The organism is Seleniivibrio woodruffii, assembly GCF_029267515.1.
GTDB lineage: Bacteria > Chrysiogenota > Deferribacteres > Deferribacterales > Geovibrionaceae > Seleniivibrio > Seleniivibrio woodruffii_A.
Window position 1 is genome coordinate 1 of the sequence record NZ_JAJUIS010000017.1, and the last position, 25,530, is coordinate 25,530.

Below are 25,530 nucleotides of genomic sequence, written 5' to 3' on the forward strand. Positions count from 1 at the left end.
CAAAAATTGTTTGAAGTGTGAGCGAAGTCGAGGCTTTGCCTGACTTTGCGTTGCGAGAAAACAACACGACGTTGTTTTCGAGTGCAGAATCAGAATGAACGCTCTTTCGCGCAGCGCAAAGATGCGCGTAGCGGAGAGGGTTTGAATTACGGGATCGCTTCGGGCATAAAGCCCCTGCGTAGACGGCTGGTCGTCTATGCGAGGAGCGCAGCGGCGCGGCAGTCTAATTGATTTTTCCCCTTTATTAAAAAGGGTAAACAATAGGAACCTTAAACAGGAGGACACATGAAAGCACAGACAATGACCGCAAATCCGGCAGAATCCGTTTCAAGAGTAAGACTCAGCACTCTGATACTCGGTGCTGTCATGATGCTTCTGCTGTTCTCTATAGTTTATGTGCGCCAGATGTGCATCCGCGCGGGATACGACATCAGCAGCATGACGCAGAAGATAGAGCAGTCAGAGATCGACTACACGTCGCTGCTTGCGAAAAAATCCGGCGCCTACGATGCGGAAAATCTCTATAAAAAAGCAAAGGAGATGGGGCTTGTTATGCCCGATGTGAGAAGAACCTATTATGTTAAAGACTGAGAGCGGAAGACTTACATTCTTTTCGTGGATCGCCATCTTCTTTTTCTGCCTCGTCGGGGCGAAGGTGGCATATCTCCAGACAGCGCAGAACGATTTTTATTCTGAAAAGGCTGTCCGACAGTCGAAAGGCGTGATGAAAAGCACAAAGGGAAGAGGACTTATAATGGATGCGAACGGGAACCCCCTCGCACTGAATAAAAAGTCCGCTTCCCTTTATGTTTTTCCGGAGGAACTCAAAAACCGTCAGGCGTTTATAGATCAGCTCCGGCAGCAGGGCATAAGGCTTCCCGCTGAAAAAAGGCGAAGGATTCGGAACAAAAAAGGCTTCACATGGATAGCCAGAAACATAGAAGTTGCCGACGCCAAACGTATTCAGGAGGAGATTCCTGACATTGAATACGTTCTTGAAGAACAGAGGTTTTATCCCGAACGTAAGCTGGCGGCTTCTCTCGTCGGGTTCACTGGAACGGATAACGAGGGTCTGAACGGCGTTGAATACCGTTACAACGACGTGCTGGAAGGGAGCGAGTTTCAGCTTCTTGCCATGCGCGACAACAAGGGAAAAAGGATAATCTTTGAGGATCCGCAGAAGAAAAAGGATGTGGATACCGTTATATATCTGACAATAGACGAATACCTACAGGGTCTATCGGAAGAGATCCTTCGGCAGGACACGGCTGAGTTCATGGCTGACAAAGGTATGGCAATAGCCATGGACGCACAGACAGGGGAAATAATTTTTGCCGCGTCCTCCGGAGGGTTTGACCCCAACGAGTTCAGAAAATACCCGCAGAAGGAGTGGAAAAACTTTCCGGCGGGCTTTCTTTACGAACCGGGTTCAATCTTCAAACCTGTGCTGTTTTCGCTGCTGCTTGACAAGCACAACCTGAACACTAACCTGTCCATCTTCTGCGAAAACGGCGTGTTCAACGTATACGGACACAACATAAAGGACGTATCCCCAAGCGGGATGCTGACTGCGGAGCAGGTTCTCATCAAGTCCAGCAACATAGGCATGGTGAAGCTCTCCGACAAGGTTACAAAAAAAGAATTTTACGAGTATATAAAAGCCCTCGGTTTCGGGGACAAAACAGGCATTTCCGGCGTGATAGAGGAGGAGGGGCTTGTGCGCAACTATAAGCGCTGGTCAGGTCTCAGCAAGCCTTCAATATCCATCGGTCAGGAGATTCTGGTCACACCGTTGCAGATGGTGCGTTTCTACAGCGCAATAGCCAACGGCGGACATCTTCTTAACCCTAAGATAGTTAAGAAGATAGAAAAAGGCGGAGACACCTATACACCAAAGAGCAGGGACGAACAGGTATTCTCCGAGCAGACAGCAAAAAGAGTTCAGGCGATACTTAAAAAGGTTGTTAAGGACGGTACCGGAAAGAACGCCTATTCCGACTACGTTGACATAGGAGGAAAAACCGGAACCGGACAAAGGATAGACGCGGAAACAGGAACATACAGCAAAACGGGTTATGTGGCGAGCTTCGCCGGAGTTTTCCCTGCTGACAATCCCAGAATTGCAATGGTTGTTGTTTACAAAGAGCCGAAAAGTTCTATCTACGGCGGTACAACTGCCGCAAGAACTTTCAAAACCCTTGCGGAACAGATTTCCATGCACATGGGGCTTAAAAGGAGCTATGTATATGAAAGTGTCCCAACTTCTTGACGGACTTGATATTAAGGGGTTTGATCTGGACGTTGACTTCGAGGCGGATATCAAGGATATCAGCTTTGACAACAGAGACACAAAGAGAAAGTGTCCCTTCTTTGCGTTCAAAGGGACTCATTTCGATTCTCACTCCTTTGCCAGAGAGGCTTACGAGACAAAAAAGGCTCCGTTCGTCGTTGCGGAACGCCACATTGAAGGCGTGCCCACGGTAGTTGTTGAAGACGGACGCAAAGCCATAGCCCTTGCATGTCGCAACCTGTTCGGCAGACCCGATGAACACATGGCGAAAATAGCCGTAACAGGTACAAACGGAAAGACGACAACAACGTATATAATAGAGTCCATAATGAAGGAAGCGGGGATGAAGCCTGTGCGTATCGGTACGACAGGTGTTGCATACGGCGATACGTCGTTCGATCTGGATTCAACAACGCCGTCCCCATACGAATATTACAAAGCTGTGCGCAAAGCTGCCGATGCGGGATGCAACGCAATGGTTATGGAGGTTTCCTCCCACGCGCTCGACCAGCACAGGGTATACGGCACTGTTTACGACGTTGCCGCCTTCACCAACCTGACAGGCGACCACCTCGACTATCACAAGACCATGGAAGAGTATTTCAATGCGAAAAAGAAACTCTTTACGCACGCATACTCCAAAGTTGGCGTTATAAACGTTGACCACGATTTCGGAAAGCGCCTCGCAAAAGAATGCGAGGTTGATAAAGTTACCTTCGGAGTCAGCCCGAAAACAGACATCGGCGCGGAAGAGATATGGTTCGGACTGGACGGCATAAAGGCGACGCTGATATGCCCCGCAGGAAAGATAAACATAGACTCCCACCTTGTGGGACTGCATAACCTTGAAAACCTGCTGGCAGCGGCATCCGCCTGCATAATGCTCGGAATTGATTCCGGGCACATCAGAGAGGGTATCGCGAAGATGAAGAACGTGCCGGGCAGGCTTGAGAAATTTAAGAAACCCAACGGAGCGTTCATCTTCGTAGACTATGCCCACACTGACGACGCTCTGATAAACGTTCTGTCCGCTCTTGGAAATTTCAGAGAGAACAGAGTGATAACAGTTTTCGGCTGCGGTGGAGACCGCGACCGCACAAAACGCCCCAGAATGGCGAAAGCGGCTGAAAAGAACTCCGACGTGGTGATACTCACCAGCGACAACCCCAGAACGGAAGACCCGAAACAGATATTCGGGGATATACTTCAGGGTTTTGAAGATGCGGAGAACGTTATCCTTACCCCCGACAGACGCCACGCCATCCAGCAGGCGGTGGGTATGGCACAGGATAAGGACATAGTGCTTATCGCGGGCAAAGGGCACGAGGATTACATGATAATCGGCAGAGATAAGATACATTTCGACGACAGGGAAGAGGTCAGAAAATGTCTGGAGGCGCAGTGATGCACGTTACACAGGCAATAAACGCGATGGGCGGGGTTTTGCGTTCCGCCATATCCGCTGACACTGAGATAGCGGATTTTGTTATCGACAGCAGAAAGGTATCTGCAGGCAGCTGTTTCGTGGCTTTCCGAGGAGAGAACACCGACGGAAACCTCTATGCACAACAGGCGGTTGACAGCGGCGCGGCTCTGGTAATCCTTGAGGACGAGGAGACGTTCAACAAAATGTCCGGCAACAGGGTGCTTGTGAAAAGCAGTCTGGAAGCTCTCAAGACCATAGGGAGCTATAACCTGTCCAAATTCAAAGGGATTAAGGTCGCCGTTACGGGCAGCGTGGGCAAAACCACAACAAAGGAGCTTATCTCCTGTGTTCTGGGCGCGAAAAAGAAGGTCTATACGGCATACGGCAATTATAACAATGAACTGGGTGTGGCGATATGCGCCGCGAACATGAAAAACAGAAGCGGTTTCGCCGTTTTTGAGATGGGAACAAACAGCACGGGGGAGATATCCGCGCTGTCAAGATATATCAAGCCCGACGTGGCTGTCGTTACCCTCATCGGTCACGCGCACATCGGCAGGTTCGGCAGCCTTGAGGGGCTGGCGGCTGAAAAGCTGTCCATAGTGGACGGAATGAGCGCCGAGGGAACCCTCTGGGTGCATGATTCTTGCAGACGGTTCATAGGCGAGCGCGAACTTTCAAGGGTGAACGTGCGCTATTTCGGAACTGATATGGCGTCCCACGTTATCATGGGAGACATGAACAGAACCGTTAACGGTGATTTTTACTTTACGGCAGTAATGCGCAACACGCCCTACTGCTTTAAACTGAACCATATATACAGCCACTTCGTGCAGAACAGCCTTGCCGCCATCGGCATAGGTATGTCATGCGGACTCTCCTACACGGAAGTTATGAAGGGCATCAGACATTTCCAGCCGGAGAACGGCAGAGGAAGGATAACAGATTACGGCACATACCGCGTTATAGACGATACATACAATGCGGGCTTCGAATCGGTCATGAGCGCAATGAACAATCTTGCGGAGATACCTGCATCAGGCAAAACCGCAGTTCTGGGCGAAATGGGTGAGATAGAAGGCTACGAAGAAATGCTTTATCACAAGCTGGTTAAGCGTGCAAAAGAATTAAAGGACATAAATTTTATATTCGTGGGCAAGAGTTTCTTGAAGTTTGAGGCAGGAGAGAATATAACGGTCGTCGCCGAAAAAGAGGACGCCATGAAAAAAGTGGCTGCCGTTGACGGCGGAATCTTCCTGTTCAAGGCGAGCCGTGCCCGCAGGTTTGAGGATTTCATAAAATATCTTCAGAAGGAGAAAGAGCAGCGTGCTGTATAACCTTTTAGTTCCGCTTTCGGAATATTTAAGTTTTCTTAACGTATTCAGGTATATTACCTTCAGAACGGCGTATGCTGCCATTACCGCTCTGGTCATTACACTTGTGTTCGGACCCTATGTTATCCGCAAGCTGAAAGAGATGTCTTTCAGCATGAAATCGAAAGGATACGAACCGGAGCGCCACAAGGTGAAAGAGGGCACCCCCACAATGGGCGGCGTCATGATAGTGGGTTCCGCAACCATATCGACACTGCTGTGGGCTGACCTGCGCAATCCTTATATATGGATAGTTCTTCTGCTTTTCATCGGATACGGTCTTATCGGATTTGTGGACGACTACAAAAAGACTATCCTCAAAAACCCAGACGGCATAACACCACGCCAGAAATCCGGCGGACAGCTCTTTTTCGCGGTGATAGCAACACTTCTGGTGCTTTACGTTGATAAATCAGGCGTTTCCACTAAGCTGGCAATGCCCTTCTTTAAAAAATTCGTGATAGATATGAGCTATTTCTATGCTCTGCTCGCTATCTTCATAATGATAGGCACTTCCAACGCGGTGAACCTCACCGACGGTCTGGACGGACTCGCCATCACTCCAAGCATAATCGCTTTCGGAACAATTGGTTTCATGGCGTATATGACAGGTAACTTTAAGTTCGCAAGCTATCTGAACATTATTTACGTTCAGGGAGCGGGTGAGGTTGCAGTCTTCTGCGGTGCAATGGTCGGTGCAGGACTGGGCTTTTTGTGGTTCAACGCGCACCCTGCGAGCGTCTTTATGGGCGACGTTGGTTCGCTGTCCATAGGCGGCGCGCTTGCAGGTGTAGCTGTTATAGCGAAACACGAAATAGTTCTCGCCATCGTGGGCGGTATCTTCGTAATGGAGACCCTCTCGGTTATTTTACAGGTGGGCTATTTCAAAATGACGAAAGGCAAAAGGCTTTTCCGCATGGCACCAATACACCACCATTTTGAGCTTGCGGGATGGAGCGAAACGAAGATAACGGTACGTTTCTGGATCATCTCATTCATACTGGCGCTCATTGCGCTTTCAACTCTGAAACTGAGGTAATGTGATGAAAGCTGCCATATTAGGATACGGAAAAAGCGGCAAAGCGGCGGAAGCGCTGCTTAAACTGGATGGTTACACGGATATCACCGTTTTTGACGACGGTGATAACTCGTATAAAAATATAAGCGAGTTCACAGATACTTACGACGTAGTTGCCGTAAGCCCCGGCGTGAACCTGCGCATATATCCCAACGCGCCTGAGAAATTCACCAGCGAGATTGAGCTTGCGCAGAAGCACAAGCCGGCGGGAGCTAAGGTGATAGGCATAACAGGCACCAACGGCAAATCCACCGTTACGACCCTCACCGCGCAGGTGCTTACCAAGGCGGGGATAAAATCCGAAGCGTGCGGGAACATCGGGCTGACATACGGCGAGTGTGTGCTGGGCGAGTCTAAAGACTGCTACGTTGTGGAGCTTTCCAGCTTCCAGACGGGGATGCTGCACGAGTTTGCGGCGGACTGCGCCATCGTCACAAATCTTGCGGAAGACCACATGGACAGATACCGCGACATGGACGACTACGCCGACGACAAGATGAACCTTGTGAAATACATCAAAGATGGCGGCAGGCTGATAATAGAAGACGAACCGTACCTTGTCAGAAAGACCTCATTTTATGAGGGAGAGACGGTTAAAATAGACCCGAAACTGACGAATTTTCCGAAACATGAAGGCACGAAGCTGGATTTCGGAAGATTTTTTGTGGATGTTGCCAAATTTCCGCTGAACGGCGGACATAATATAATGAACCTCTCATATGCGTTGCTGGCGGCTGACGCACTCTGCGGATTTGAAGGGGACGTGACGTATCTCGTGGATGGTCTGAAAGGACTGCCCCACAGATGTGAATACGTTGACACCATAAACGGTGTCGAGTGGATAAACGATTCCAAGGGAACGAACCTGCACAGCACCCTTACGGCGCTGAAAGGTTTCGATAAAGGGGTCATAGTTATCCTCGGCGGAAAGGACAAGAACGGGGATTTTTCAGTTCTTGTGGATGTGCTTAATGAAAAGTCTTCGCTTGTCGTGGCATACGGCAAGGCGGGCGAAAAGATAGAAAACACTCTGAAAGATAAGGTAAAAGTACCTGTTATCAGAGTTAAAGATATGGTTGAGGCGGTAGACGTATGCTTTAAGCACGCAAAAGCGGGCGAAAAAGTGGTTCTGTCCCCCGCGTGCGCCAGCTTCGACCTTTACAAAGGTTTCGAACACAGAGGCGAACACTTCTGCGAGCTTGTGAAAGCTCTTAAAAAAGGGTGATATGCACGATTTACAGGACAACAGACTTAAAATTCTGATAATCACCTCCGTACTGGTGATTCTGGGGCTGATATTCCTGCTTTCCGCCGGAAGTATGCAGGCGATGCAGCTTGGTCGTCAGGAGCTGTATTTCTTCCAGAAACAGCTTATCAGTGTCCTTGTGGGCGGATTTGTAATGTATTCCGCTTATAAAGTGCCCCTTGATACATGGCGGAGATTCGTTCCCATATTCTATTTCGGAACGCTTATCCTGCTGGTTGCTGTCTTCTTTTACAGACCGATCAACGGTGCTCACCGCTGGGTGATTCTGCCGGGTTTCAGCCTCCAGCCTTCGGAGCTTGCAAAGTTTACGGTTATTCTTTATCTGGCGCACTACCTCGAAAAGAAAGAGGACAAGCTCAAGGATTTCTCAAAAGGATTTCTCCCCGCATCTATCATGCTCGGTATGATGGGTGCGTTGATACTTATGGAACCTGACTTCGGAACTACGTTCCTGCTAATCGCAGTTCTGCTGGCAATGTTTATTGTGGGCGGAGCAAGCGTTCTGCACATAGGCGGTATGCTGGGTTTCATCTCCCCTATACTCATTGCGGGTATGATGATGGGCTACCGCAAGGCGAGGCTGCTTAACTTCCTTGATCCGTGGCAGGACAGCCATGGTGTCGGATATCAGCTTATCCAGTCGCTAATCGCAGTGGGAAGCGGCGGACTTTGGGGCAAAGGGCTGGGGAACTCCACCCAGAAGCTGTATTTCCTTCCCGAAGCACACACCGACTTCATCTATGCCATCATAGCGGAGGAAACGGGGCTTTGGGGGGCGTTCGGAGTTATAGTGCTGTTTATTCTCCTTTTTTATGTGGTTGTTAAGGTGGCGAAGGCCCATAGCGATAAATTCAAGCGGCTGCTTACGTTCGGACTGGCTTACTGTATGATAATTCAGGCTATTCTACACGTTGGCGTGGTTTCCGGCGCTCTGCCCACAAAGGGTATAGGTCTGCCGTACATGAGCTACGGCGGTTCAAGTATGATAATGGCAATGTTTATGACGGGCGTTCTTCTGCGCAGCGCCGAGGAATCACAGGTGAAGAAGTCATGAAAGAGCGTCTTATCATAGCGGGCGGCGGAACCGGCGGACATCTTTATCCGGGTATCGCAGTTGCGCAGTATCTGAAAGATAAGAATATCGACTGCTATTTCATAGTATCCGACCGCGGACTTGAGCGCAGAGTGCTCACTGAGCTTGGCTATAAATTTTACGAACAGAAACAGACCCCGCTGAAAGGGGTGAGCGTGCTGACACGCATCCGTTCCCTGTTCAGACTGATAAAAGAGATAAGCGTCTGCTACACGCTGGTGCGCAGACACGACACGGTGCTTATGACAGGCGGTTTCGCATCTGCGGCGGCGGGTATAATCGCCGTTATGAAAGGTTTGAAACTCTATATGCACGAGCAGAACAGTGTGATGGGGCTTACCAACAGACTTTTTGCCGGATGCTGCGACAGAGTTTTCCTGTCGTTTCCGGAGACTATAAACGCCGCAGGAAACACCACGGTGACAGGCAATCCCGTTCGCGAGGAGTTTAAAAGTATAAAACCCGCGGAGAAGGGCGGCAAACGCATACTGGTCATGGGCGGCTCTCAGGGTTCCAGACTGGTGAACATACTGGTTTCAAACTCAGCGCCCATACTCGTGGACAGAGGATACACCATAGTCCATCAGACAGGCGGCAAGCTGTATGACGAGACAGTTGAGAAATACAGAGTTAAAGGCTTGCTGGACACAGGAAAAGTGACTGTCTGCGGATATATAGATGACGTAGCGAAGGCGCTTGAAGACTGCGATATAGTGATAGCCAGAAGCGGTTCCGGTACCGTTTTTGAAGTTACAAACGCTGGACGCTATGCAATATACATTCCGTTTGCTCAGGCAACCGATAACCACCAGTATTTTAACGCTTTGTATGCAGAAAAGCAGAAAGGTGCGAAAGTTATCACAGAAGAATATGCAAATGCAGAAAAAATTATAGAAGCCGTTATAGATTATGAAGAAAACAGCGATTTATATATAGAGGCTCTTCGAAATATGAAAAAATACGAAAGTGCTGCTCTCATAGCAGGGGGAATGAACATTGGATAAGGTGTTCGGTTCGGTCAAAAACATTCATTTTGTGGGTATCGGCGGGATAGGTATGAGCGGGATCGCAGAGGTTCTGCACAACATGGGGTTCGGCGTAAGCGGCTCCGACCTTTCCGAAAGCGGTAACGTTAAAAGATTACAGAACATGGGAATAGACGTGCGCACAGGGCACAGATACGAATATGCAGAGAACGCCGACGTGGTGGTTTACACCTCTGCCGTTAAAGAGACCAACCCCGAACTTGTCTGCGCAAAGGACAGGTTCATCCCCGTTATCAAGCGCGGCGAGATGCTGGCAGAGCTTATGCGCCTGAAATTTTCAGTCGCTGTTGCGGGCAGCCACGGTAAGACCACGACAACCTCCATGGTTGCCGAAATTCTTAACGAGGCGAAGCTCGACCCCACAATAGTTGTGGGCGGTATCCTCAACACAAGGGACACCAACGCGTCCCTCGGTAAGGGCAACGTCATAGTTGCCGAGGCGGACGAATCGGACAGAAGTTTCCTGATGATGTCACCCAGCGTGGCGCTCATCACAAACATAGATTATGAACACCCGGACACCTACCACGACCTTGAGGACGTGAAGCAGACTTTCATAGACTTTGCATCAAGGGTTCCGTTCTACGGAAGCGTTGTTCTCTGTCTTGAGGACATGAACACTGCGGACATAATCCCCCACATAGGCAGAAAGTTTCTGACCTACGGATTTAAGGCGCAGGCGGACGTTCACGCCGTGAACGTTGAGCAGAAGGGTTTCGGAATGCACTTTGACGTTGTTATCAAAGGTCAGAAGATGGGCAAAATCAGACTCGGATTCCCCGGCGAGCACAATGTTCTGAACTCTCTCGGCGCAATAGCCGTTGCGCAGGAGTTCAATATACCGTTCAAGACCGTTAAGCGCGCGCTTGAAAAATTCAAGGGCGTGCAGAGAAGGCTCACCGCCAGATACGACGACGGTTCGTGCATAGTCATGGACGACTACGGGCACCACCCAACTGAGATAAAAACCACACTGCGTGCGGTGCGCGGAGCATACGGCGACAAGAAGATAATAGCCGTGTTCCAGCCCCACAGATACACCAGAACGCAGGCGCTCATAAAAGATTTCGCAATGGCTTTCTTTGACGTGGACATGCTGTTTATCGCGGACATCTATGCCGCCAGCGAAGACAAGATAGAGGGTGTGGATTCCGAAACCCTCGTGCGTGAGATAAAGAGAAGAGGATTCAAAAACGTAAATTATATAGGTTCCTTTGACGAGGTCTTTGACTACCTTGAAGACGAAGGATGCGACAACACCGTGATAATCACGCAGGGCGCAGGAAACGTAACCAAGTTCTCATTCGATCTTGCCGAAAAGGTGAGGGAAAAACGTGAAGGAAAATAAGGTAGCCGTACTTTACGGCGGGATGTCTGCAGAAAGAGAAGTTTCACTGCGCAGCGGTAAGGCGGCGTATGACGCGCTTGTGCGTCTCGGATACGACACTGCGCTTATAGATATGGACAAGGACGTTGCTTTTAAAATCCGCGAGGCGGGGGCGACTGTCTGCTTCATCGCTCTCCACGGAACCTACGGAGAGGACGGACGTATTCAGGGGATGCTCGACATAATGGGTCTGCCCTACACAGGTTCGGACTTCGAGGCTAACATGGTAGCCTTCGACAAGCTCATGACAAAGGAGCAGTTCGTCAAGAACGGCGTACCGACTCCGGCATATTGTGTGCCGACAGATAAAAAGATGCCCTTTAAAAAGTGTGTGGTGAAACCCTGTCGTCAGGGTTCATCCGTGGGCATACATATAGTGGACAATGAAGCGGAGTATGCGGCGGCTCTTGAGGACGCTGCGAAGTTCGACAGCAAGCTGATGGTTGAAGAGTGCATAGAGGGCAAGGAGCTTACTGTCTCCATCCTCAACGGCGAAGCGCTCCCGATAATCTGGATACGCCCGAAAAAAGGCGTTTACGATTATGAATCGAAATATACCAAAGGCATGACAGAATACGTCTTCGAGACGGAACTGACAGACGAACAGTATAAATATGTACAGAAGGTCGCCCTCGACGCGTTCAACGCGGCAGGGTGTTCAGGATACGGCAGGGTGGACGTTATCTTCGACGGAAAAGAGGGTTACGTTCTGGAAGTCAACACGCTGCCCGGAATGACCGAAACAAGTCTGCTCCCCAAGGCCGCCGGAAAAGCCGGGATGACCTTTGAGCAGATGGTGGAAAAGATGCTCGCAGGGGCACTTAAAAAGCAGGGATAAGGAAAATACCAATACCCAAGGATGGGGTTGCTTGAGCGGAGTTAAGTGATGGCAAAAAAGAAAGGAATCGGGCGTTTTGTTCTTGTGTCTCTTCTGGCGCTGGGAACTGTCGGCGCCGTTACGGTTGGTATTAAAAAAGGTGCGGACGCGTTCACTGAAAGCGGATATTTCAAGGTGAAGAGCGTCAACGTTAAAGGACTGATAAAGGCTGACGGAAACAAGGTGGAAACCATGGTGAAAAGCATGGTGGGACAAAGCATCTTCGACGTTAAGCCTGAAACAATAGACTACAGCGGGGATTCCTGGGTTGAGCGGATGGAGATACGGAAGGTGTTTCCCGACAGGCTCGACGTTGTGGTGTTCGAAAAACGTCCCGTATTCAAACTGCAATATACACGGGGATGCTTCACTGCCACTTCCACCGGACTCATGATAAAGGATACTTGCGAAGGCGTCAGGATAAAGATGGAACAGCAGGTCAAGGAAGAGGACTTCAAAGAGTTCATCAAAATGTATGAGAAAGCGGCGGTGCTGAAAGACAAGAACATCAACCTGAAACAGTTTTATTTCACAATGGTGGAAAACGGCATCGAACTGCGGGCTTCTTACAATCAGGCGGATTTTGAAAGGATGTACGCGACATATCAGGACATCATCAGAAAACGCTACAAGGAGATTGAATACGTGGATATGAGGATTCCTGACAAGATATTCGTTAAAGGGGTGATGTGATGATACAGGATAATATCTATGTCGGGCTTGACTTCGGCACAACGAAAATATGTGTTGTTGTCGCAAGCAAAAACAGCGACGGAAGCATAGACATAATCGGTCTGGGAAAAGCACCAAGCGACGGCATCAGACGCGGTGTGGTTGTCAACATCGACTCAACCGTGCAGAGCATCAGAGATGCCATCACCGAGGCTGAAAGAATGTCCGGCGTGCAGATAAAGGCTGTTACGGCGGGTATCGCAGGCGGACACATAAAGAGCTTTAACCAGAGAGGCACCATCGCCGTTAAAGGAGGGCGTGAGATTACCCAGAAGGACGTTGAAAGGGTAATCGAAACTGCCGCCGCCACTAACATCACAGTGGGCAATGAGATTCTGGCGATTCTGCCTCAGCAGTTCATCCTTGACGGTCAGAGTGAGATTAAAGACCCCATAGGTATGAGTGGCGTAAGGCTGGAAGCGGACGTACACATAATCACTGGCGCGGTTTCAAGCGCCCAGAACATAATAAGAAGCTGTGAAAAGGCGGGTATAATCGTTAACGATATCGTCCTTGAGCAGCTGGCATCATCAGAATCGGTACTGAGCGACGACGAGAAGGAGATAGGAGTCTGTCTCATCGACGGCGGCGGCGGTACCAGCGACATGGCGGTGTTCAAACAGGGAGCGGTGTTCCACACTGCGGCTCTGCTTATCGGCGGTCGTAACTTCACAAAAGACCTCGCCATCGGGCTTAACACTCCCGAATCGGAAGCTGAAAAGCTGAAGATCAAAAACGGATGTGTTTGGATGCCACTTGTGGAAGAGGACGAGCGTATAGAGGTTCCCACTGTCGGCGGCAGACCCCCCAGACTGGTGAGCAAGGCGACTGTTACGCAGATTCTTCAGGCGAGAGCCGAAGAGGTTTTCCAGATTTTCAAAGGCGAGCTGCAATATAAGGGACTGCTCGACCATCTTGGCGCGGGGGTCGTCATTACAGGCGGACTCTCAAACCACGAAGGCATTGATATGCTGGCGGCTGAGATACTTGGCGTTCCGGTGCGCGTGGGCAGACCCCATAACGTCGGCGGTCTCAGCGACTATGTGCACGACCCGAAATACGCAACAGGCGTCGGGCTTGCCATATGCGCAGCCAAAAAGGGCAAATCATCCGGCGCGAGACTCTCTTCGTCCGGTGACAGCGACGAAAAGCAGTTCACAAACGTACTGGGCAGGATGAAAGGCTGGTTTTCAGAGTTCTTTTAAGAGAAATACAGATCGCTTAGGGCTGAACCCCTCGCGAAGACGATTATTCGTCATTGCGGGGTGCAAAGCGACGAAGCAATCTCAATAGGTCTTTATATAGCTTTAAGGTAATTTTTCGAGCTTTAACAGGAGGTTTCAGATGGACAAATTACAATTTGACTTTGCGCCGCTGCCTCAGAACGCAGTCATAAAGGTTGTGGGCGTTGGCGGAGCAGGCGGAAACGCAGTTAACAACATGATCAGAGCAGGGATTGCGGACGTTGAATTTATCGCCGCAAACACAGATGCGCAAGCACTCGCATCTAACCTTGCACCCATAAAAATTCAGCTTGGCACCACCATTACACGCGGACTCGGTGCGGGCGGTGTTCCCGAAGTAGGCAAAAAATCAGCCATCGAGGACATGGAAGCTATTGAACAGCACCTGCGCGGAGCCGATATGGTATTCGTAACGGCAGGTATGGGCGGCGGCACAGGCACTGGTGCGGCTCCCGTTATCGCAAGCATAGCAAAAGACCTCGGCGCGCTCACAGTTGCGGTTGTTTCAAAGCCCTTCGCATTTGAAGGCAGAAAAAGAAACGACAACGCTGAACAGGGACTTAAATTTCTGAAAGACCATGTGGATACCTATATTGTTGTCCACAATGATAAAATAATGGATCAATGCAAAGAGAACACTCTGTTTGAAGAGGCGTTTAAAATGGCTGACGACGTTCTACGCCAAGGCGTTCAGGGTATCAGTGACGCCATCAACTCAAACGGCGTGGTGAACGTAGACTTCGCGGATATACGCACCATCATGAGCAGCAAAGGTATGGCTCTCATGGGTATCGGTACCGCGGAAGGCGAGAACAGAGACCTTCTCGCAGCGGAAAAAGCACTCAGCTCTCCGCTTATCACAGACGTTTCCATCGCGGGCGCGGATGCTCTGCTGCTTAACATCACTTGCGGCACAGACTTCCGTATGTTCGAAATGGACAGAATCGCTACGAAAATTTATGAAGCTGCCGGCGACGAAGCCAACATCTTCAAAGGCGTTGTCATTAACCCCGATATCACAAACGGCGAACTGAGAGTTACCGTCGTTGCCACAGGTCTGGGTAAAGCACGCGAAAAAAAGCCTGTAGACCTTGAAAGTTTCGCCGAGAAAGCAAAGGTCGGTAAAGAAATCAAAATGACCCTCGGCACAATAAGAAAGACAGACCACAGACTCAAAACTCTGACTGATTTCAATGAAGAGGAGTCCGAACTCCCCGCATATCTGAGAAATCAGGCAGACTGAGATAGATTGAGGTGCGTATACTAAACGTAATCAACGTACGGTGGTATAACGCAACCGCCTGGTATGCCGTGTCTTTGTCGTCGGCCCTGAAGTGCAAAGGGCACGATGTCGCTGTTTGCGGACTGCCGGGCTCACCTCCTGTCCTTAAAGCTCGTGATGCCGGTCTTGAAACTTTCGAGGCCGGCATTAACTCATCAAACCCGTTCAAGGTGCTTGCCGCTATGGGGGCGATGGACAGGATACTCATGTCTTATCAGCCGGATATCGTCATCGCTAACCGCGGCGAATTCTTCGGCTATTTCACATGGAGACGTATAACAAGACAAACTTTCAAACTCGTGCGCGTGCGCGGTGATATCCGTCCGCCTAAAAACGGATTCTTCAACCGCATAATGCACAACCGATGTACCGATGCCATAATCTGTTCCGGTGAATTCATAGCGGACAGCTATCGTAAAAACCTTAATACTCCTGATTCAGCGCTCAATGTGGTATACGGCGGAGTTGACACCAAAAAATTCAGAAAAAGCGAGTTCGCCCGCATAAAGCTACGGGACGAGTTCGGCTTCTCGGAAGACGATCACGTTGTTGGCATAGTTGGCAGGTTCGACCCTATCAAAGGGCACGAAAATCTCATAAAAGCCGTGGGCAAGGTTTACCGAGAGGGAAGGCGGAACATCAGGCTTGTCATAGCCGGATTTGATGCGGTCAGTCAGACGGACAGTATAAAAAATATGATATATGACAACGGAATTGAAGATATAACCGTTATTACGGGATTTCGTGAGGACATTGCGGACATATACAATAGCTTTGATGTGTGCGTTGTCTCCTCACTCGGTTCAGAGGCGATATGCCGTGTCGGTATGGAGGCAATGGCGTGCGGTGTGCCCCTTATAACAAGTGACACAGGCGTACTGCCTGAGATATCGAAGAACGTCTATCCTAAAAACGACTGGGAACGGCTGTCGGAGCTTTTGACAGATTACGACCCGTCTGTCACCATCTATTCACTTGACGATTTCGCGTCAGCTTTTCACAAAATCATGCGGATGTGAAAAGCCCCGCATGGCAGTGCGGGGCTTTCAGGCTAAAAGAAGAGTTACGAGGTACGAAATGATCAGAGTATGTATATCAGAAATGACATCGTATCTTTTCTGATCAACGCCGTATGCAGGCGAAGCCCTCAACGGCTCACACTGCTTTTTTCAGCCGAAACAGAGCAGGTCTGTTCCGAGCCTGTATTCCTTATTGTCGTCAGTTGCCAATATCTTCATATCAGACAGCTTTTTCAGGTCGCGTCTGGCTGTCTGCTCGTTCTTTCCGGCATAAAGCAGGGAAAAGGGCAGGTTTGTCTGGATTGATGCCAGAGTAACCGTGCAGTCCTTGTCCATCATAAGTATGACAAGGTCAAGCTGGCGCTGGTTCAGCTCTCCGTCCTCTTTGAGTATATTAAGATATTCGCGCATGGTCAGGTCATAAAGATAGCCGTAAACAGTGTCTTTCAGCCCGTCCAGTGAGGCGTTAACCGCCTCAAGGACGAACCGGATAAAAGGAGTTATGTCTTTCTTGGCTCTTTTGGACGCTGAAAATGTATTAAAATATTCTTCCGAATTTGCGTGATATCTGACGCTGAGAGACTTTGCAGTGAGGCGCATGTCGGCAAAGCAGAGTATGTATGCTTCAAGAAGCCTTGCTGTGCGCCCGTTTGCCGTGAAAAAAGGATGGATGGCGGTGAGTTTCGCATGTGCGGCAGCAGCGCGGATATAGGGTGAAACAGCAAGCATTGCCGGATGATTAATGAAATCTATGAACTCAGCCATTTGTGATTCAATGTCTGGCGATTTCCTGCCGCCGGCTTTTGAAGGTTTATCTCTGAATTCGCCGGGTGTTGAACCTGCCGCTTCAATTCCAATGGTGAGGTTCTTATGCAGGTCTTTAATCAGTTCTATGGTGACTGAGGGCGATGAACCGTCGGGCACTATCTCATCGAGGAGCTTATAGGCTCTTATCAGATTTTTTATTTCTTTAACGTTGTTTGCTGTTGATACTTTAGATGCGTTCTGTGAGTAGATCGAGGCTATTTCATCTTTGGAAAGTGTGTTTCCGTCCAGTGCTGCTGTGGCAAAAATGGAGGAAACTGCAATATCTGTTTCCATTTCCATCGCCTGATTAGGCAGAAGCGGTATATCGCTTATGGTTCCGTTCAGGACAGATGCCCTTGTGAGTAAGTCATTTAGCTGATTCTCGTCAAAAATATCTGCCGTAGAAAAACCGTCCGCAATAACCACTTGCTTTTTGTAAATCATAACAACCTCTTTTCAATTAAAAATGTAATATTTTTAATTCCTATCTACAAGTATTTATATATCATATTGCCTAAAGTATGTAAAGTAAAAAGTAATATAAAATGTAAAGTAAAATGTAAAATTGACGATATTATATTATATGAGTGTAAGTATCTTATAAAGTGCAGTTAATTACATAAAATTAAAGATGGTAATACTGCTGAATGAAGGCTTTATGTAAGCGGGTTGTAAAATAGAACTGGTGACAAGAAAGACAGAAAATGAAAATAAACAAATTTCAGGGGAGGGTAAAAAAAGCAGGTTCCCGTTGGGTATCAGATGCGGAAAATAAAAAAGGGAACTTGTGTTGTTTCAACAAGTTCCCTTACAGATATGGTGGAGGTAAGCGGGATCGAACCGCTGGCCTCTACAATGCCATTGTAGCGCTCTCCCAGCTGAGCTATACCCCCGATTTTCAGGAAGTTTGATTATATTTATATTCATCAGATAATCAAGCATAAAATTTCAATTATTTTACATGAAAAAAAGCGGCGGTTTTGTACCGCCGCAGGTGTATCACTGAAAGTCCAGAAGCCGCTTTTCACCGGAAAGTGCGCGGATACCCGTTACATCCTGACTGACTTCTATTGTGCCAATGTATTTTCCGTTTTTGTCTCTGAGCGCAAAATACTGAATGAGTATAAATTTGCCGCCCATCTGTATCCAGAAGCTCTCAACGTTCTTTTTTCCGGATTTAAGGCGTTCAACAACGTCATTGACTATGTGTACGCTCTCCGGCGGATGGCAGTTCTGCACAGTCCGTCCGATGATAGCTTTTGATCGTGGGAATATCCGTTCCTCAGGGGAGGAGAAATAGCGAACCCTGTCGTCTGCGTCAACGTAGGTGATGTCAACCGGAAGGGTGTTCAGCATGGTTATAAGCTCGTTCGCCGAGAGGCTTCCGGTTTCGAGGTTTATAGTGCCTTCGGGAACGTATGCTTCCTTTTTGGACGTTGTCTTGACGTCCGGAGATTTTATGAATGAGTAACCGATTTCAGGGCACTGGGAAACTATTTCCGCGAAAACATCCTCCGGTATCTTTTGCGCCGCCATGGGGAGCAGCACATAATCCTCTCTGAAGATAAGCCCGTAGATGTCGAAGAAAAGCCGACCGACGGAGCGGTTGAATTTGATAGCGTCCATAGCAGGTTCGGACAGGATACCTATGAGTGATTTTATCCCCTGCCGCACGTCGTCGTGTATCGACCACATTACGCCGATACACCGATATTCAGGTATGTATTTTTCAACGTAGGGGAATAGTATATTCTCCATTTTTACGTAGTGCTTGTCAATCTCCGTAAGCTCTTCCAGCTTTGCTATGAGCCCGTGTCTGCATCTGTCTGATTCGGCAGAGCCTTCCGGCGCTTTGCTATGTAATTTCAGCAGCTCTTTTATGGAATCCATGTGCTCCGTTATGGCGACGTTCTCGTCCGACAGGATAGAGATGAACTGCGGAACGTGTCTGCAAAGATTAAAAACGTCCTTGTCAAGCTGATTTGAAAAGATATTTATAATCCTGTTCAGCGCATCTTTGATGGTTTCCATGTCATAATCGCCGCATGAGACCATCCAGTTGACGAGAGCCATAACTTCATCGTACTGAACTGATTTTATATCATCTTCATATTCGGCATAGAGCGCGCCGAGGTCTTCGTCTTCAAGAACGCCCTTGCAGTAAAGCCGCAAATTTTCCATATGGGGGTTTTTTCTGGCAAGCCACTCAGACATTGTCACCCTCCGGTAGTGTTTTACGGATTATACCTTATTAAGCACCATGTTTCAATTTATAGGGGCAGTGATTCGATTTTTCCGCCATGGTTTCTGTCCGGTATAATTTTTCTTCCAAATCCAGAAATACGGTATTATCCTGTAGAAAGGTCAATACTGATATTATTACGGGTTTGTAATGTTTGATTTTAGCTCATATTTGTTTAGTCCTCTTGCATACATAGTTCTTTTCACCCTTGCGGTCAGCTCTGTGGTGGTTTTTGATTCATTCAGAAATTACAGCAGGCGCACATATCGGTATTTCAGCCTGTATGCGGTACTGACATGGCTGCTTGTTGCCGCATATCTGATGCAGAGCATGTCAACGGTTAAAGATAATGCAATGTTCTGGGCAAATGTAAAAGTGACTGCATCGACTTTCATTCCGACAGCATGGCTTTGGGTATCAAGTCTCATTACACGTCATAAGATGCCGCCCAAATGGGTCAATTTTCTTATTATACTGATAGGTATGATAAGCGCCATCGTGCTCTGGAACGATAGCAGTCTCAAACTTTTCAGAACATCCGTGGACTTTATAAAAATGCCTGACGGCACTTTTATGCTGAAGCCTGTGTTCGGCATATGGTTTTATACTGTATATTCATGGGGTATCATTTTTCTACAGACGGTTCTTGCCGTGATTATGTACGGTTCTGCTTTCGTCAACTCTTATAAATCCGGCAAAATCCTCCATGGCTTACAGATTGCGCTGATACTGTTTGGAATATTCGGCGGTATGCCTTTCGTCATGAAGCTGACCTATATAGACTCCTATGTGATAAGTTCCGTCTGCATACTGATCATACAGGGCGTTCTGCTGAACAGATTCCGGTTTCTGGACGTTGTTCCCATGGCGAAAGACACCGTTATGGACATGATAAACTCAGGTGTGTTCATTTTTGACGGTGACGGGATACTGATGGACACGAACAAATGCGGACGCAGCTTTTTTAATGCTGGCGGTAACGGCAAAGTTTCGATGGGGGATTTCTGTCGGCATTTCGGTATAGAAAGGGAATCGTTCGCCAACGGAGTGGTGCATATTTTCAAATCTTCCGGCGGCGGCCAGGAGAAGATTTTTTCTGCAAAGATGATCCCGGTTGTTGAGAATGATACTGAAAATTCAGGCTGTATTGTGTATATGTCCGATCTGACGGAGCAGACGGAATATTTCAACCTGCGAAGCGAGCAGGAGAAGATAGAACAGAAAAGACTGATATTGAACGATATCCACGACAGTATAAGCGGGAGCGTATCGGTTATAGGGATGATATCGTCTAAAGATTTCGGCGACATCGGGTCGGCGGCGGACGGTTTGCGTTCTATAAACAGGATTGCGAACGAGGCGAGCGGCGAGATAAGATTTCTGATGAACTCCTGCGACAGAAACAACCCTGTTTTTCATGAGCTCTGCGGAGATATGCGCTATCTGGGCAATCTCTTTACGGAGGGCAGTCTTATCCGGTTTGATTTTTTTGAAAAAGCATCCACGGCTGCGGAGTATCCGGTTCCATTTAATATTTATCTCAATATTGTAAGGTTTTATAAAGAATGTATTGTTAACGCTATAAAACATTCCGGTGCGAATGAGATATTTGCAGAGGCGGAGATTTCCGGAGACACTCTTCGTGTCACCGTCAAGGACAACGGTAACGGCGAACTATGCGAAAGAGGCACCGGCAGAGGGCTTCGCAGTATGAAAAAAAGGATGGCGGCGATTGACGGCACGCTGGAGATCAGCTCCGGTGCGGATGGAACCGTGATAACGGCTTTTGTACCTCTCGTATCGGATGAATCTATATAATTGCCATGTTTTTGGCTTTTTTGATGGCGCTCAGTTTACTGTTTACCTGAAGTTTTGTGTAAATATGCTTGAAGTGGGTGTGAACCGTGTGTCTGCTTATTCCGCAGTGTTTCGCTATCTGCTGATAAGAAAAACCTCTGTCCGCAAAATCCAGTATCTCCATCTCTCTTTTGGAAAGCAGCTCCTGCCCGCCTGAATCTTTGTTCTGTTTAAAGCTGGCAATTAGTCTTCTGGCAATTTTCGGCGTCATGGGTACGTCGCCCGCCTGCAGCCTTTCAATGCTGCTGAAAATCTCCACAAGGGAAGAACCTTTTAGGATATATCCGCCTGCGCCCGCTTTAAGCGCGTCGAAAAGAATCTCGCTGTCTTCGTTGACCGTATGCACCAAAGTGAGGATGTTTTTATATTTATCTGTGGCGTAGCTTATTATATCAATGCCCGTTTTTTCACCCTGTAATTCAATATCGACAGTCATCAGGTCGATTTTGTTATTGTTCAGCAGCTCAACGCACTCTTCATAGCTTTCCGCCATACCTGCAACATTGTATTTGTCGGAGGTCGAAAGGATTACTCTCAGCAGTTCCGCCTGTTCCCTGTCATCTTCAACAATTATAACGTTTATTTTCTGCATATTGTCAGCCATGGTTAATGATACAAACTTTACCCGGTTAAATCAAGGAGCTTAAACAGAAGCGGTTCATAAAGGCAACGAGGTACATCGGAAATTTTTTTGCTCCTTGTCTGTCATCCCCAAGTGTGGGTATGTAAACTGAAAATACATGCCGTCGCAGGTATCTGATTTATGCTTATTTTTCGAAAACAGCATCATTGGCAATAACCAGTCTATGGGTATTTTAATGCGCATAAACTATTAATAATAAAAAGTATTTTTATAAAATTTCCTTGACGGTATGCATCTGTTGCCGCAAGATGCAAGTGTGAAAATATAAATTTAACAAGGAGCATTAAATGGCGGCAAAAAACATTATGAATGTGTTTTCCGGCAGCAGGTTAAAAATTGTATCAGTTTTGACTGCGCTGATATTCGTAATCTGTGCATGTTCGTTTCATGGTCACAGCACTAACGACATCCCCACGCTCAGCGGTGACCCGGCAGTCAGTGTTTCCGTAGGGAGTTCTTACTCATTTACCCCTGAGGCGGACGATCCCGACGGGGACACTTTGACGTTCAGCATACTGAACAAGCCTTCCTGGGCATCTTTTAACTCATCCACAGGCGCATTGACTGGTACTCCCGCCGCCGGAGATGCAGGCAGTTACGGCGGTATAGTCATATATGTTTCCGATGGGCACGGCGGCACGGCGTCTCTGAAGTCGTTTACAATTTCTGTTGTAACAACAAACGCTGAACCTTCAATTTCAGGAACTCCCGATACGGTTGTTACTGCCGGCAATGCATACTCTTTCACACCTGTATCCGCCGACAGCGACAATGACACTCTGACATTCAGCATTGCTAACAAGCCTTCCTGGGCATCTTTCAGCACAACGACAGGCGCTTTGACAGGCACGCCTTCAAACAGTGATGTGGGGAGCTATTCAAACATCACTATATCAGTTTCCGATGGCAGGGGCGGTGAAAAGGCTCTTGCAGCTTTCACTATAACAGTGAATTATCTCAACTCCGCACCGACAATCGGCGGAACTCCGACTGCGGGCATAACGGGTGGAAGTGCATATTCCTTTGTCCCCACGGCGACCGACGCTGACGGTGATACTCTGACGTTCAGCATACAGAACAGTCCTTCATGGGCATCGTTCAGCACGACAACAGGGGCTTTGACAGGTACTCCCTCCAACAGCGATGCAGGAACTTACTCTAACATTACAATTTCAGTTTCCGACGGCAACGGCGGCACTGCTGCGCTTGCTTCGTTCAGCATAACTGTCAGCTCAAGCAATACAGCGCCGACAATCAGCGGAACTCCGGATGCAACTGTGACAGCCGGAACAGCTTATGGTTTCGTTCCCACATCAAACGATGTTGACGGCGACACTCTGACATTCAGCATACAGAACAGACCCTCATGGGCAACATTCGACACCGCAACAGGTGCTTTCAGCGGAACACCTGCCGGTAGCGATATAGGAACTTATTCTGATATAACAATTACTGTCTCTGACGGTAATGGCGGCACAGATACAATAATATTTGACATAGAGGTTCAGGCAGCGCCGCTGTCGATAGTTTTCCAAACCGGACAGGTTACCTCATACATATCGAAAGACGACGGATACTATCAGGCAGGAAGAGCGTTCAGCTTCACCAGGGATAATGTAAACGAGATAGTAACCGACAATGAAGACAATCTCATGTGGGAGGACGGCTCGGAAGTTACAGTGACGAAAACCTGGCAGGATGCCTCAGACTATTGCTCAAATCTTTCTCTCGGCGGCTACACTGACTGGCGTATGCCTGAGATATATGAACTGGTAACAATCGCAGATTACGGAAAGGGTACTAATGGAATTATAAATGCAGTGTTCCAGAACACCCTCAGTTCAGGAAATATTCATTCCGCAACAGCGTTGGGAAGTGATGCAACTTTAATCTGGGTAATGGATGGTTCAAGCGGATTTACTATTCCGGGATCTAAGACAGCGCCTTCGCTTAATCGGTGTGTGCGGGGAGTAAAACTGAGCAGAGGTACTTTCACCAGAGATGTCGCAACCTCAATCGTTACTCATGTCAATAGCGGTCTTCAGTGGCAGGATGATTCTGATGTGGGAGTCACACCCTTAGCATGGGCAGATGCAATCCCTTATTGCGAAAGCCTCACATTGGGCGGATACACCGACTGGAGAGTTCCGAATGTGAAGGAATTGGAATCAATAATTGGCTATACTGAAACCAGCAGCTTCGTGAACTCCACATTCCAGAACGGACTTACAGCATACTTATGGAGTTCAACCAGATCTCCATTAAGCAGTACTGCGAACTTCATTTTAAGCCCAAATGGTATCGGTTTCCAATACAATTCAATTAGTTTTGCAACCAGTTATACTCGCTGTGTGCGGGCGGGAGAAATATACTGATAACTGATTAAATGAAGCCCGGTTTTGCGACCGGGCTTTTTTTTTATTCAGCCTTTTGCGGACGTATGGTGAGAACGGGGCAAGGTGCGTTTTTAACAACTCCTTCGGCGGTGCTGCCGAATATGAAGTGTTCGAATCCCTGCCGTCCGTGGGTACCCATGACAATCATGGATGCGTTTATCTCTATCGCTTTTTCGACTATTTTCTCGTGCGGAACTCCGACCTCCGTAAAGCCTTTGATATCGTGGAAGTCTTTCCTGTGCCTTTCGCAGAAATCATTCGTCATTTTCACAGCCGCTTCGTCAATCTGTCTGTCGGTCTCCTCGAATGACATCTCAGGAACGTAATATTCCCTAAGGTCTGTTTGGCGGTGTATGACGTGGATGACGGCGATCTGCGCGCAGAAGGCGTTCGCCATTGCCGCGGCATATTCGAAAACATATTCCGCGCCGTCTGAGATATCCAGTGCAAAGAGTATCGTTTTAATATCTTTCATGCTGTGCCTCCCTTAGCTTATCCAGCCGCTTATGATGGCAAAACCGCTGGTAACGGAAACCGCTATCCAGAGCAGAACGCCCTGTGCCAGAGGTTTAACGCCGGTTCTACCTATAACCTCTCTCGTCAATCCGCTGCCGATCAGAAACAGCGTGACCACAAGGCTTTGTTTGGCTATGGCGTTGAGCGGGTTCCATACCATATCAAGCTGCGGCAGGGCGGTTTTTATCACTGCCGCCAGAATGAAACCGAGGATGAACATGGGGAACTTCACTTTGCCTTCGGACTTGCTTACCCATGCGGCGATTAGCGCCGCAGGCATTATCCAGAGCGCCCTTGTGAGCTTTACTGTCGTGCCCACAGCAAGTGCCGCTGTGCCGTATGCCGCCGCCGCGCCCACAACACTGCTGGTGTCGTGAATGGCGAGAGCCGACCAAAGCCCGAACTGTCTCTGTGCCATATCCAGAAGGTGCCCGATGGGCGGAAAGATTATTAGCGCCACAGAGTTCAGCGTGAACACAGTTGCAAGCGCAACGCCTATCTCCTCTGATTCAGCCTTTATGACGGGTGCCATGGCGGCTATTGCGCTGCCTCCGCAAATGGCTGAACCAAAGCTGATAAGTGTTGACGTGCGCTGTGGAATTTTAAATGCTTTACCGAGCAGAAGCCCCACTGCCATTGTAAAGACTATGCTTATCGCAGTATAGACAAACGCGTCTTTGCCTGTTTTGAGCAGTTCCGGCATGTTCATTCCGAAACCAAGCCCTACTACTGAAGCCTGAAGAAGCCTCCTGCTCCAGACGGACGTGGCTTTGCTCCACGGGTTGCCTAAGATGATGCCGTATGCTATCCCTGCGGTGAGCGCCATGGGTGCTGTGACCAATGGCAGACAGCAGCAGATAAGCAGAAGCCAGAATAAGACCTTTAATCCGTTATTATTCTCCATGACAAACTCCTTTGTTTTATATTATTGCATTAATATAGCTCTTCTTGTATA

At 48.4% G+C, this 25,530-nt stretch carries 21 protein-coding genes and 1 tRNA gene; 16 read left to right on the top strand and 6 right to left on the bottom strand.

The window, feature by feature from the left end:
* Nucleotides 1–285: 285 nt before the first annotated feature.
* The 14 genes from Q7P67_RS12215 to Q7P67_RS12280 all read left to right on the top strand — a co-directional run bounded on the left by Q7P67_RS12215 (nucleotide 286) and on the right by Q7P67_RS12280 (nucleotide 16,114).
* Entirely contained in the window at nucleotides 286–591 is a 306-nt protein-coding gene (locus Q7P67_RS12215) for a hypothetical protein (RefSeq protein WP_303852503.1), read from the top strand.
* Nucleotides 578–2,269, top strand: coding sequence for a penicillin-binding protein 2 (locus Q7P67_RS12220; RefSeq protein ID WP_303852505.1), 1,692 nt, complete (start codon nucleotides 578–580; stop codon nucleotides 2,267–2,269). Before Q7P67_RS12215 ends, Q7P67_RS12220 begins: the two co-directional genes overlap by 14 nt.
* Nucleotides 2,247–3,695: a UDP-N-acetylmuramoyl-L-alanyl-D-glutamate--2,6-diaminopimelate ligase gene (locus tag Q7P67_RS12225; RefSeq protein WP_303852507.1), complete on the top strand. Its 1,449-nt coding sequence runs from the start codon at nucleotides 2,247–2,249 to the stop codon at nucleotides 3,693–3,695. The genes Q7P67_RS12220 and Q7P67_RS12225 overlap by 23 nt, the downstream gene beginning before the upstream one ends.
* Nucleotides 3,677–5,053 (top strand): UDP-N-acetylmuramoyl-tripeptide--D-alanyl-D-alanine ligase, encoded by a 1,377-nt coding sequence (murF, locus tag Q7P67_RS12230; protein WP_303852509.1) that lies wholly within the window; start codon nucleotides 3,677–3,679, stop codon nucleotides 5,051–5,053. The genes Q7P67_RS12225 and murF overlap by 19 nt, the downstream gene beginning before the upstream one ends.
* Nucleotides 5,043–6,128: a phospho-N-acetylmuramoyl-pentapeptide-transferase gene (mraY, locus tag Q7P67_RS12235; protein WP_303852511.1), complete on the top strand. Its 1,086-nt coding sequence runs from the start codon at nucleotides 5,043–5,045 to the stop codon at nucleotides 6,126–6,128. The genes murF and mraY overlap by 11 nt, the downstream gene beginning before the upstream one ends.
* Nucleotides 6,129–6,132: 4 nt before the next feature.
* Complete coding sequence (gene murD / locus Q7P67_RS12240) at nucleotides 6,133–7,392, top strand: UDP-N-acetylmuramoyl-L-alanine--D-glutamate ligase (protein WP_303852513.1); 1,260 nt, start codon at nucleotides 6,133–6,135, stop codon at nucleotides 7,390–7,392.
* A 1-nt stretch (nucleotide 7,393) separates the two neighbouring features.
* Entirely contained in the window at nucleotides 7,394–8,488 is a 1,095-nt protein-coding gene (ftsW, locus tag Q7P67_RS12245) for a putative lipid II flippase FtsW (RefSeq protein ID WP_303852515.1), read from the top strand.
* The gene (locus tag Q7P67_RS12250) at nucleotides 8,485–9,531 is read left to right on the top strand and encodes a UDP-N-acetylglucosamine--N-acetylmuramyl-(pentapeptide) pyrophosphoryl-undecaprenol N-acetylglucosamine transferase (RefSeq protein ID WP_303852516.1); all 1,047 of its coding nucleotides are present in this window, start codon (nucleotides 8,485–8,487) and stop codon (nucleotides 9,529–9,531) included. Before ftsW ends, Q7P67_RS12250 begins: the two co-directional genes overlap by 4 nt.
* Before the next feature lies 1 nt (nucleotide 9,532).
* Entirely contained in the window at nucleotides 9,533–10,921 is a 1,389-nt protein-coding gene (gene murC / locus Q7P67_RS12255) for a UDP-N-acetylmuramate--L-alanine ligase (RefSeq protein ID WP_303852541.1), read from the top strand.
* A complete protein-coding gene (locus Q7P67_RS12260; protein WP_303852517.1) occupies nucleotides 10,908–11,798 on the top strand; it encodes a D-alanine--D-alanine ligase in 891 nt (296 codons plus the stop codon). Before murC ends, Q7P67_RS12260 begins: the two co-directional genes overlap by 14 nt.
* Before the next feature lie 48 nt (nucleotides 11,799–11,846).
* Entirely contained in the window at nucleotides 11,847–12,530 is a 684-nt protein-coding gene (locus tag Q7P67_RS12265; RefSeq protein ID WP_303852518.1) for a cell division protein FtsQ/DivIB, read from the top strand.
* Entirely contained in the window at nucleotides 12,530–13,774 is a 1,245-nt protein-coding gene (gene ftsA, locus Q7P67_RS12270) for a cell division protein FtsA (RefSeq protein WP_303852519.1), read from the top strand. Before Q7P67_RS12265 ends, ftsA begins: the two co-directional genes overlap by 1 nt.
* 139 nt (nucleotides 13,775–13,913) lie before the next feature.
* Nucleotides 13,914–15,056, top strand: a complete 1,143-nt coding sequence (ftsZ, locus tag Q7P67_RS12275) for a cell division protein FtsZ (protein WP_303852520.1) — start codon at nucleotides 13,914–13,916, stop codon at nucleotides 15,054–15,056.
* Nucleotides 15,057–15,067: 11 nt separating this feature from the next.
* The gene (locus Q7P67_RS12280; protein ID WP_369696034.1) at nucleotides 15,068–16,114 is read left to right on the top strand and encodes a glycosyltransferase family 4 protein; all 1,047 of its coding nucleotides are present in this window, start codon (nucleotides 15,068–15,070) and stop codon (nucleotides 16,112–16,114) included.
* 150 nt (nucleotides 16,115–16,264) lie between these two features.
* On the opposite strand, the gene Q7P67_RS12285 is transcribed toward Q7P67_RS12280, so the two are convergent.
* From Q7P67_RS12285 to Q7P67_RS12295, 3 genes are all read right to left on the bottom strand, one after another.
* Complete coding sequence (locus tag Q7P67_RS12285; RefSeq protein WP_303852523.1) at nucleotides 16,265–17,365, bottom strand: Fic family protein; 1,101 nt, start codon at nucleotides 17,363–17,365, stop codon at nucleotides 16,265–16,267.
* A gap of 373 nt (nucleotides 17,366–17,738) precedes the next feature.
* A tRNA-Ala gene (locus tag Q7P67_RS12290) sits at nucleotides 17,739–17,814 on the bottom strand.
* 106 nt (nucleotides 17,815–17,920) lie between these two features.
* Nucleotides 17,921–19,135, bottom strand: coding sequence for a DUF438 domain-containing protein (locus tag Q7P67_RS12295; RefSeq protein WP_303852524.1), 1,215 nt, complete (start codon nucleotides 19,133–19,135; stop codon nucleotides 17,921–17,923).
* A gap of 178 nt (nucleotides 19,136–19,313) precedes the next feature.
* Between Q7P67_RS12295 and Q7P67_RS12300 the strand changes: the two genes are divergently transcribed.
* The gene (locus Q7P67_RS12300; protein ID WP_303852526.1) at nucleotides 19,314–20,981 is read left to right on the top strand and encodes a histidine kinase N-terminal 7TM domain-containing protein; all 1,668 of its coding nucleotides are present in this window, start codon (nucleotides 19,314–19,316) and stop codon (nucleotides 20,979–20,981) included.
* Here Q7P67_RS12300 and Q7P67_RS12305 read toward each other — a convergent pair.
* On the bottom strand, nucleotides 20,974–21,624 hold the full coding sequence (locus tag Q7P67_RS12305) for a response regulator transcription factor (RefSeq protein WP_303852527.1): 651 nt from the start codon (nucleotides 21,622–21,624) through the stop codon (nucleotides 20,974–20,976). The two genes, Q7P67_RS12300 and Q7P67_RS12305, sit on opposite strands and share 8 nt — an antisense overlap.
* 326 nt (nucleotides 21,625–21,950) lie before the next feature.
* Between Q7P67_RS12305 and Q7P67_RS12310 the strand changes: the two genes are divergently transcribed.
* On the top strand, nucleotides 21,951–24,038 hold the full coding sequence (locus tag Q7P67_RS12310) for a putative Ig domain-containing protein (protein ID WP_303852529.1): 2,088 nt from the start codon (nucleotides 21,951–21,953) through the stop codon (nucleotides 24,036–24,038).
* Nucleotides 24,039–24,081: 43 nt separating this feature from the next.
* Here the strand turns inward: Q7P67_RS12310 and Q7P67_RS12315 are convergent, their stop codons facing one another.
* Nucleotides 24,082–24,534, bottom strand: a complete 453-nt coding sequence (locus Q7P67_RS12315; protein ID WP_303852530.1) for a universal stress protein — start codon at nucleotides 24,532–24,534, stop codon at nucleotides 24,082–24,084.
* Between the two features lie 12 nt (nucleotides 24,535–24,546).
* Nucleotides 24,547–25,479, bottom strand: a complete 933-nt coding sequence (locus Q7P67_RS12320; RefSeq protein WP_303852532.1) for a YeiH family protein — start codon at nucleotides 25,477–25,479, stop codon at nucleotides 24,547–24,549.
* Between the last annotated feature and the right edge of the window lie 51 nt (nucleotides 25,480–25,530).

Coding starts and splice junctions, on each gene's coding strand:
- Q7P67_RS12215 (WP_303852503.1), top strand. CDS start 286: ATGAAAGCACAGACAATGACCGCAAATCCGGCAGAATCCGTTTCAAGA.
- Q7P67_RS12220 (WP_303852505.1), top strand. CDS start 578: ATGTTAAAGACTGAGAGCGGAAGACTTACATTCTTTTCGTGGATCGCC.
- Q7P67_RS12225 (WP_303852507.1), top strand. CDS start 2,247: ATGAAAGTGTCCCAACTTCTTGACGGACTTGATATTAAGGGGTTTGAT.
- murF (WP_303852509.1), top strand. CDS start 3,677: ATGTCTGGAGGCGCAGTGATGCACGTTACACAGGCAATAAACGCGATG.
- murD (WP_303852513.1), top strand. CDS start 6,133: ATGAAAGCTGCCATATTAGGATACGGAAAAAGCGGCAAAGCGGCGGAA.
- ftsW (WP_303852515.1), top strand. CDS start 7,394: ATGCACGATTTACAGGACAACAGACTTAAAATTCTGATAATCACCTCC.
- Q7P67_RS12250 (WP_303852516.1), top strand. CDS start 8,485: ATGAAAGAGCGTCTTATCATAGCGGGCGGCGGAACCGGCGGACATCTT.
- Q7P67_RS12265 (WP_303852518.1), top strand. CDS start 11,847: ATGGCAAAAAAGAAAGGAATCGGGCGTTTTGTTCTTGTGTCTCTTCTG.
- ftsA (WP_303852519.1), top strand. CDS start 12,530: ATGATACAGGATAATATCTATGTCGGGCTTGACTTCGGCACAACGAAA.
- ftsZ (WP_303852520.1), top strand. CDS start 13,914: ATGGACAAATTACAATTTGACTTTGCGCCGCTGCCTCAGAACGCAGTC.
- Q7P67_RS12285 (WP_303852523.1), bottom strand. CDS start 17,365: ATGATTTACAAAAAGCAAGTGGTTATTGCGGACGGTTTTTCTACGGCA.
- Q7P67_RS12295 (WP_303852524.1), bottom strand. CDS start 19,135: ATGTCTGAGTGGCTTGCCAGAAAAAACCCCCATATGGAAAATTTGCGG.
- Q7P67_RS12300 (WP_303852526.1), top strand. CDS start 19,314: ATGTTTGATTTTAGCTCATATTTGTTTAGTCCTCTTGCATACATAGTT.
- Q7P67_RS12305 (WP_303852527.1), bottom strand. CDS start 21,624: ATGGCTGACAATATGCAGAAAATAAACGTTATAATTGTTGAAGATGAC.
- Q7P67_RS12310 (WP_303852529.1), top strand. CDS start 21,951: ATGGCGGCAAAAAACATTATGAATGTGTTTTCCGGCAGCAGGTTAAAA.
- Q7P67_RS12315 (WP_303852530.1), bottom strand. CDS start 24,534: ATGAAAGATATTAAAACGATACTCTTTGCACTGGATATCTCAGACGGC.
- Q7P67_RS12320 (WP_303852532.1), bottom strand. CDS start 25,479: ATGGAGAATAATAACGGATTAAAGGTCTTATTCTGGCTTCTGCTTATC.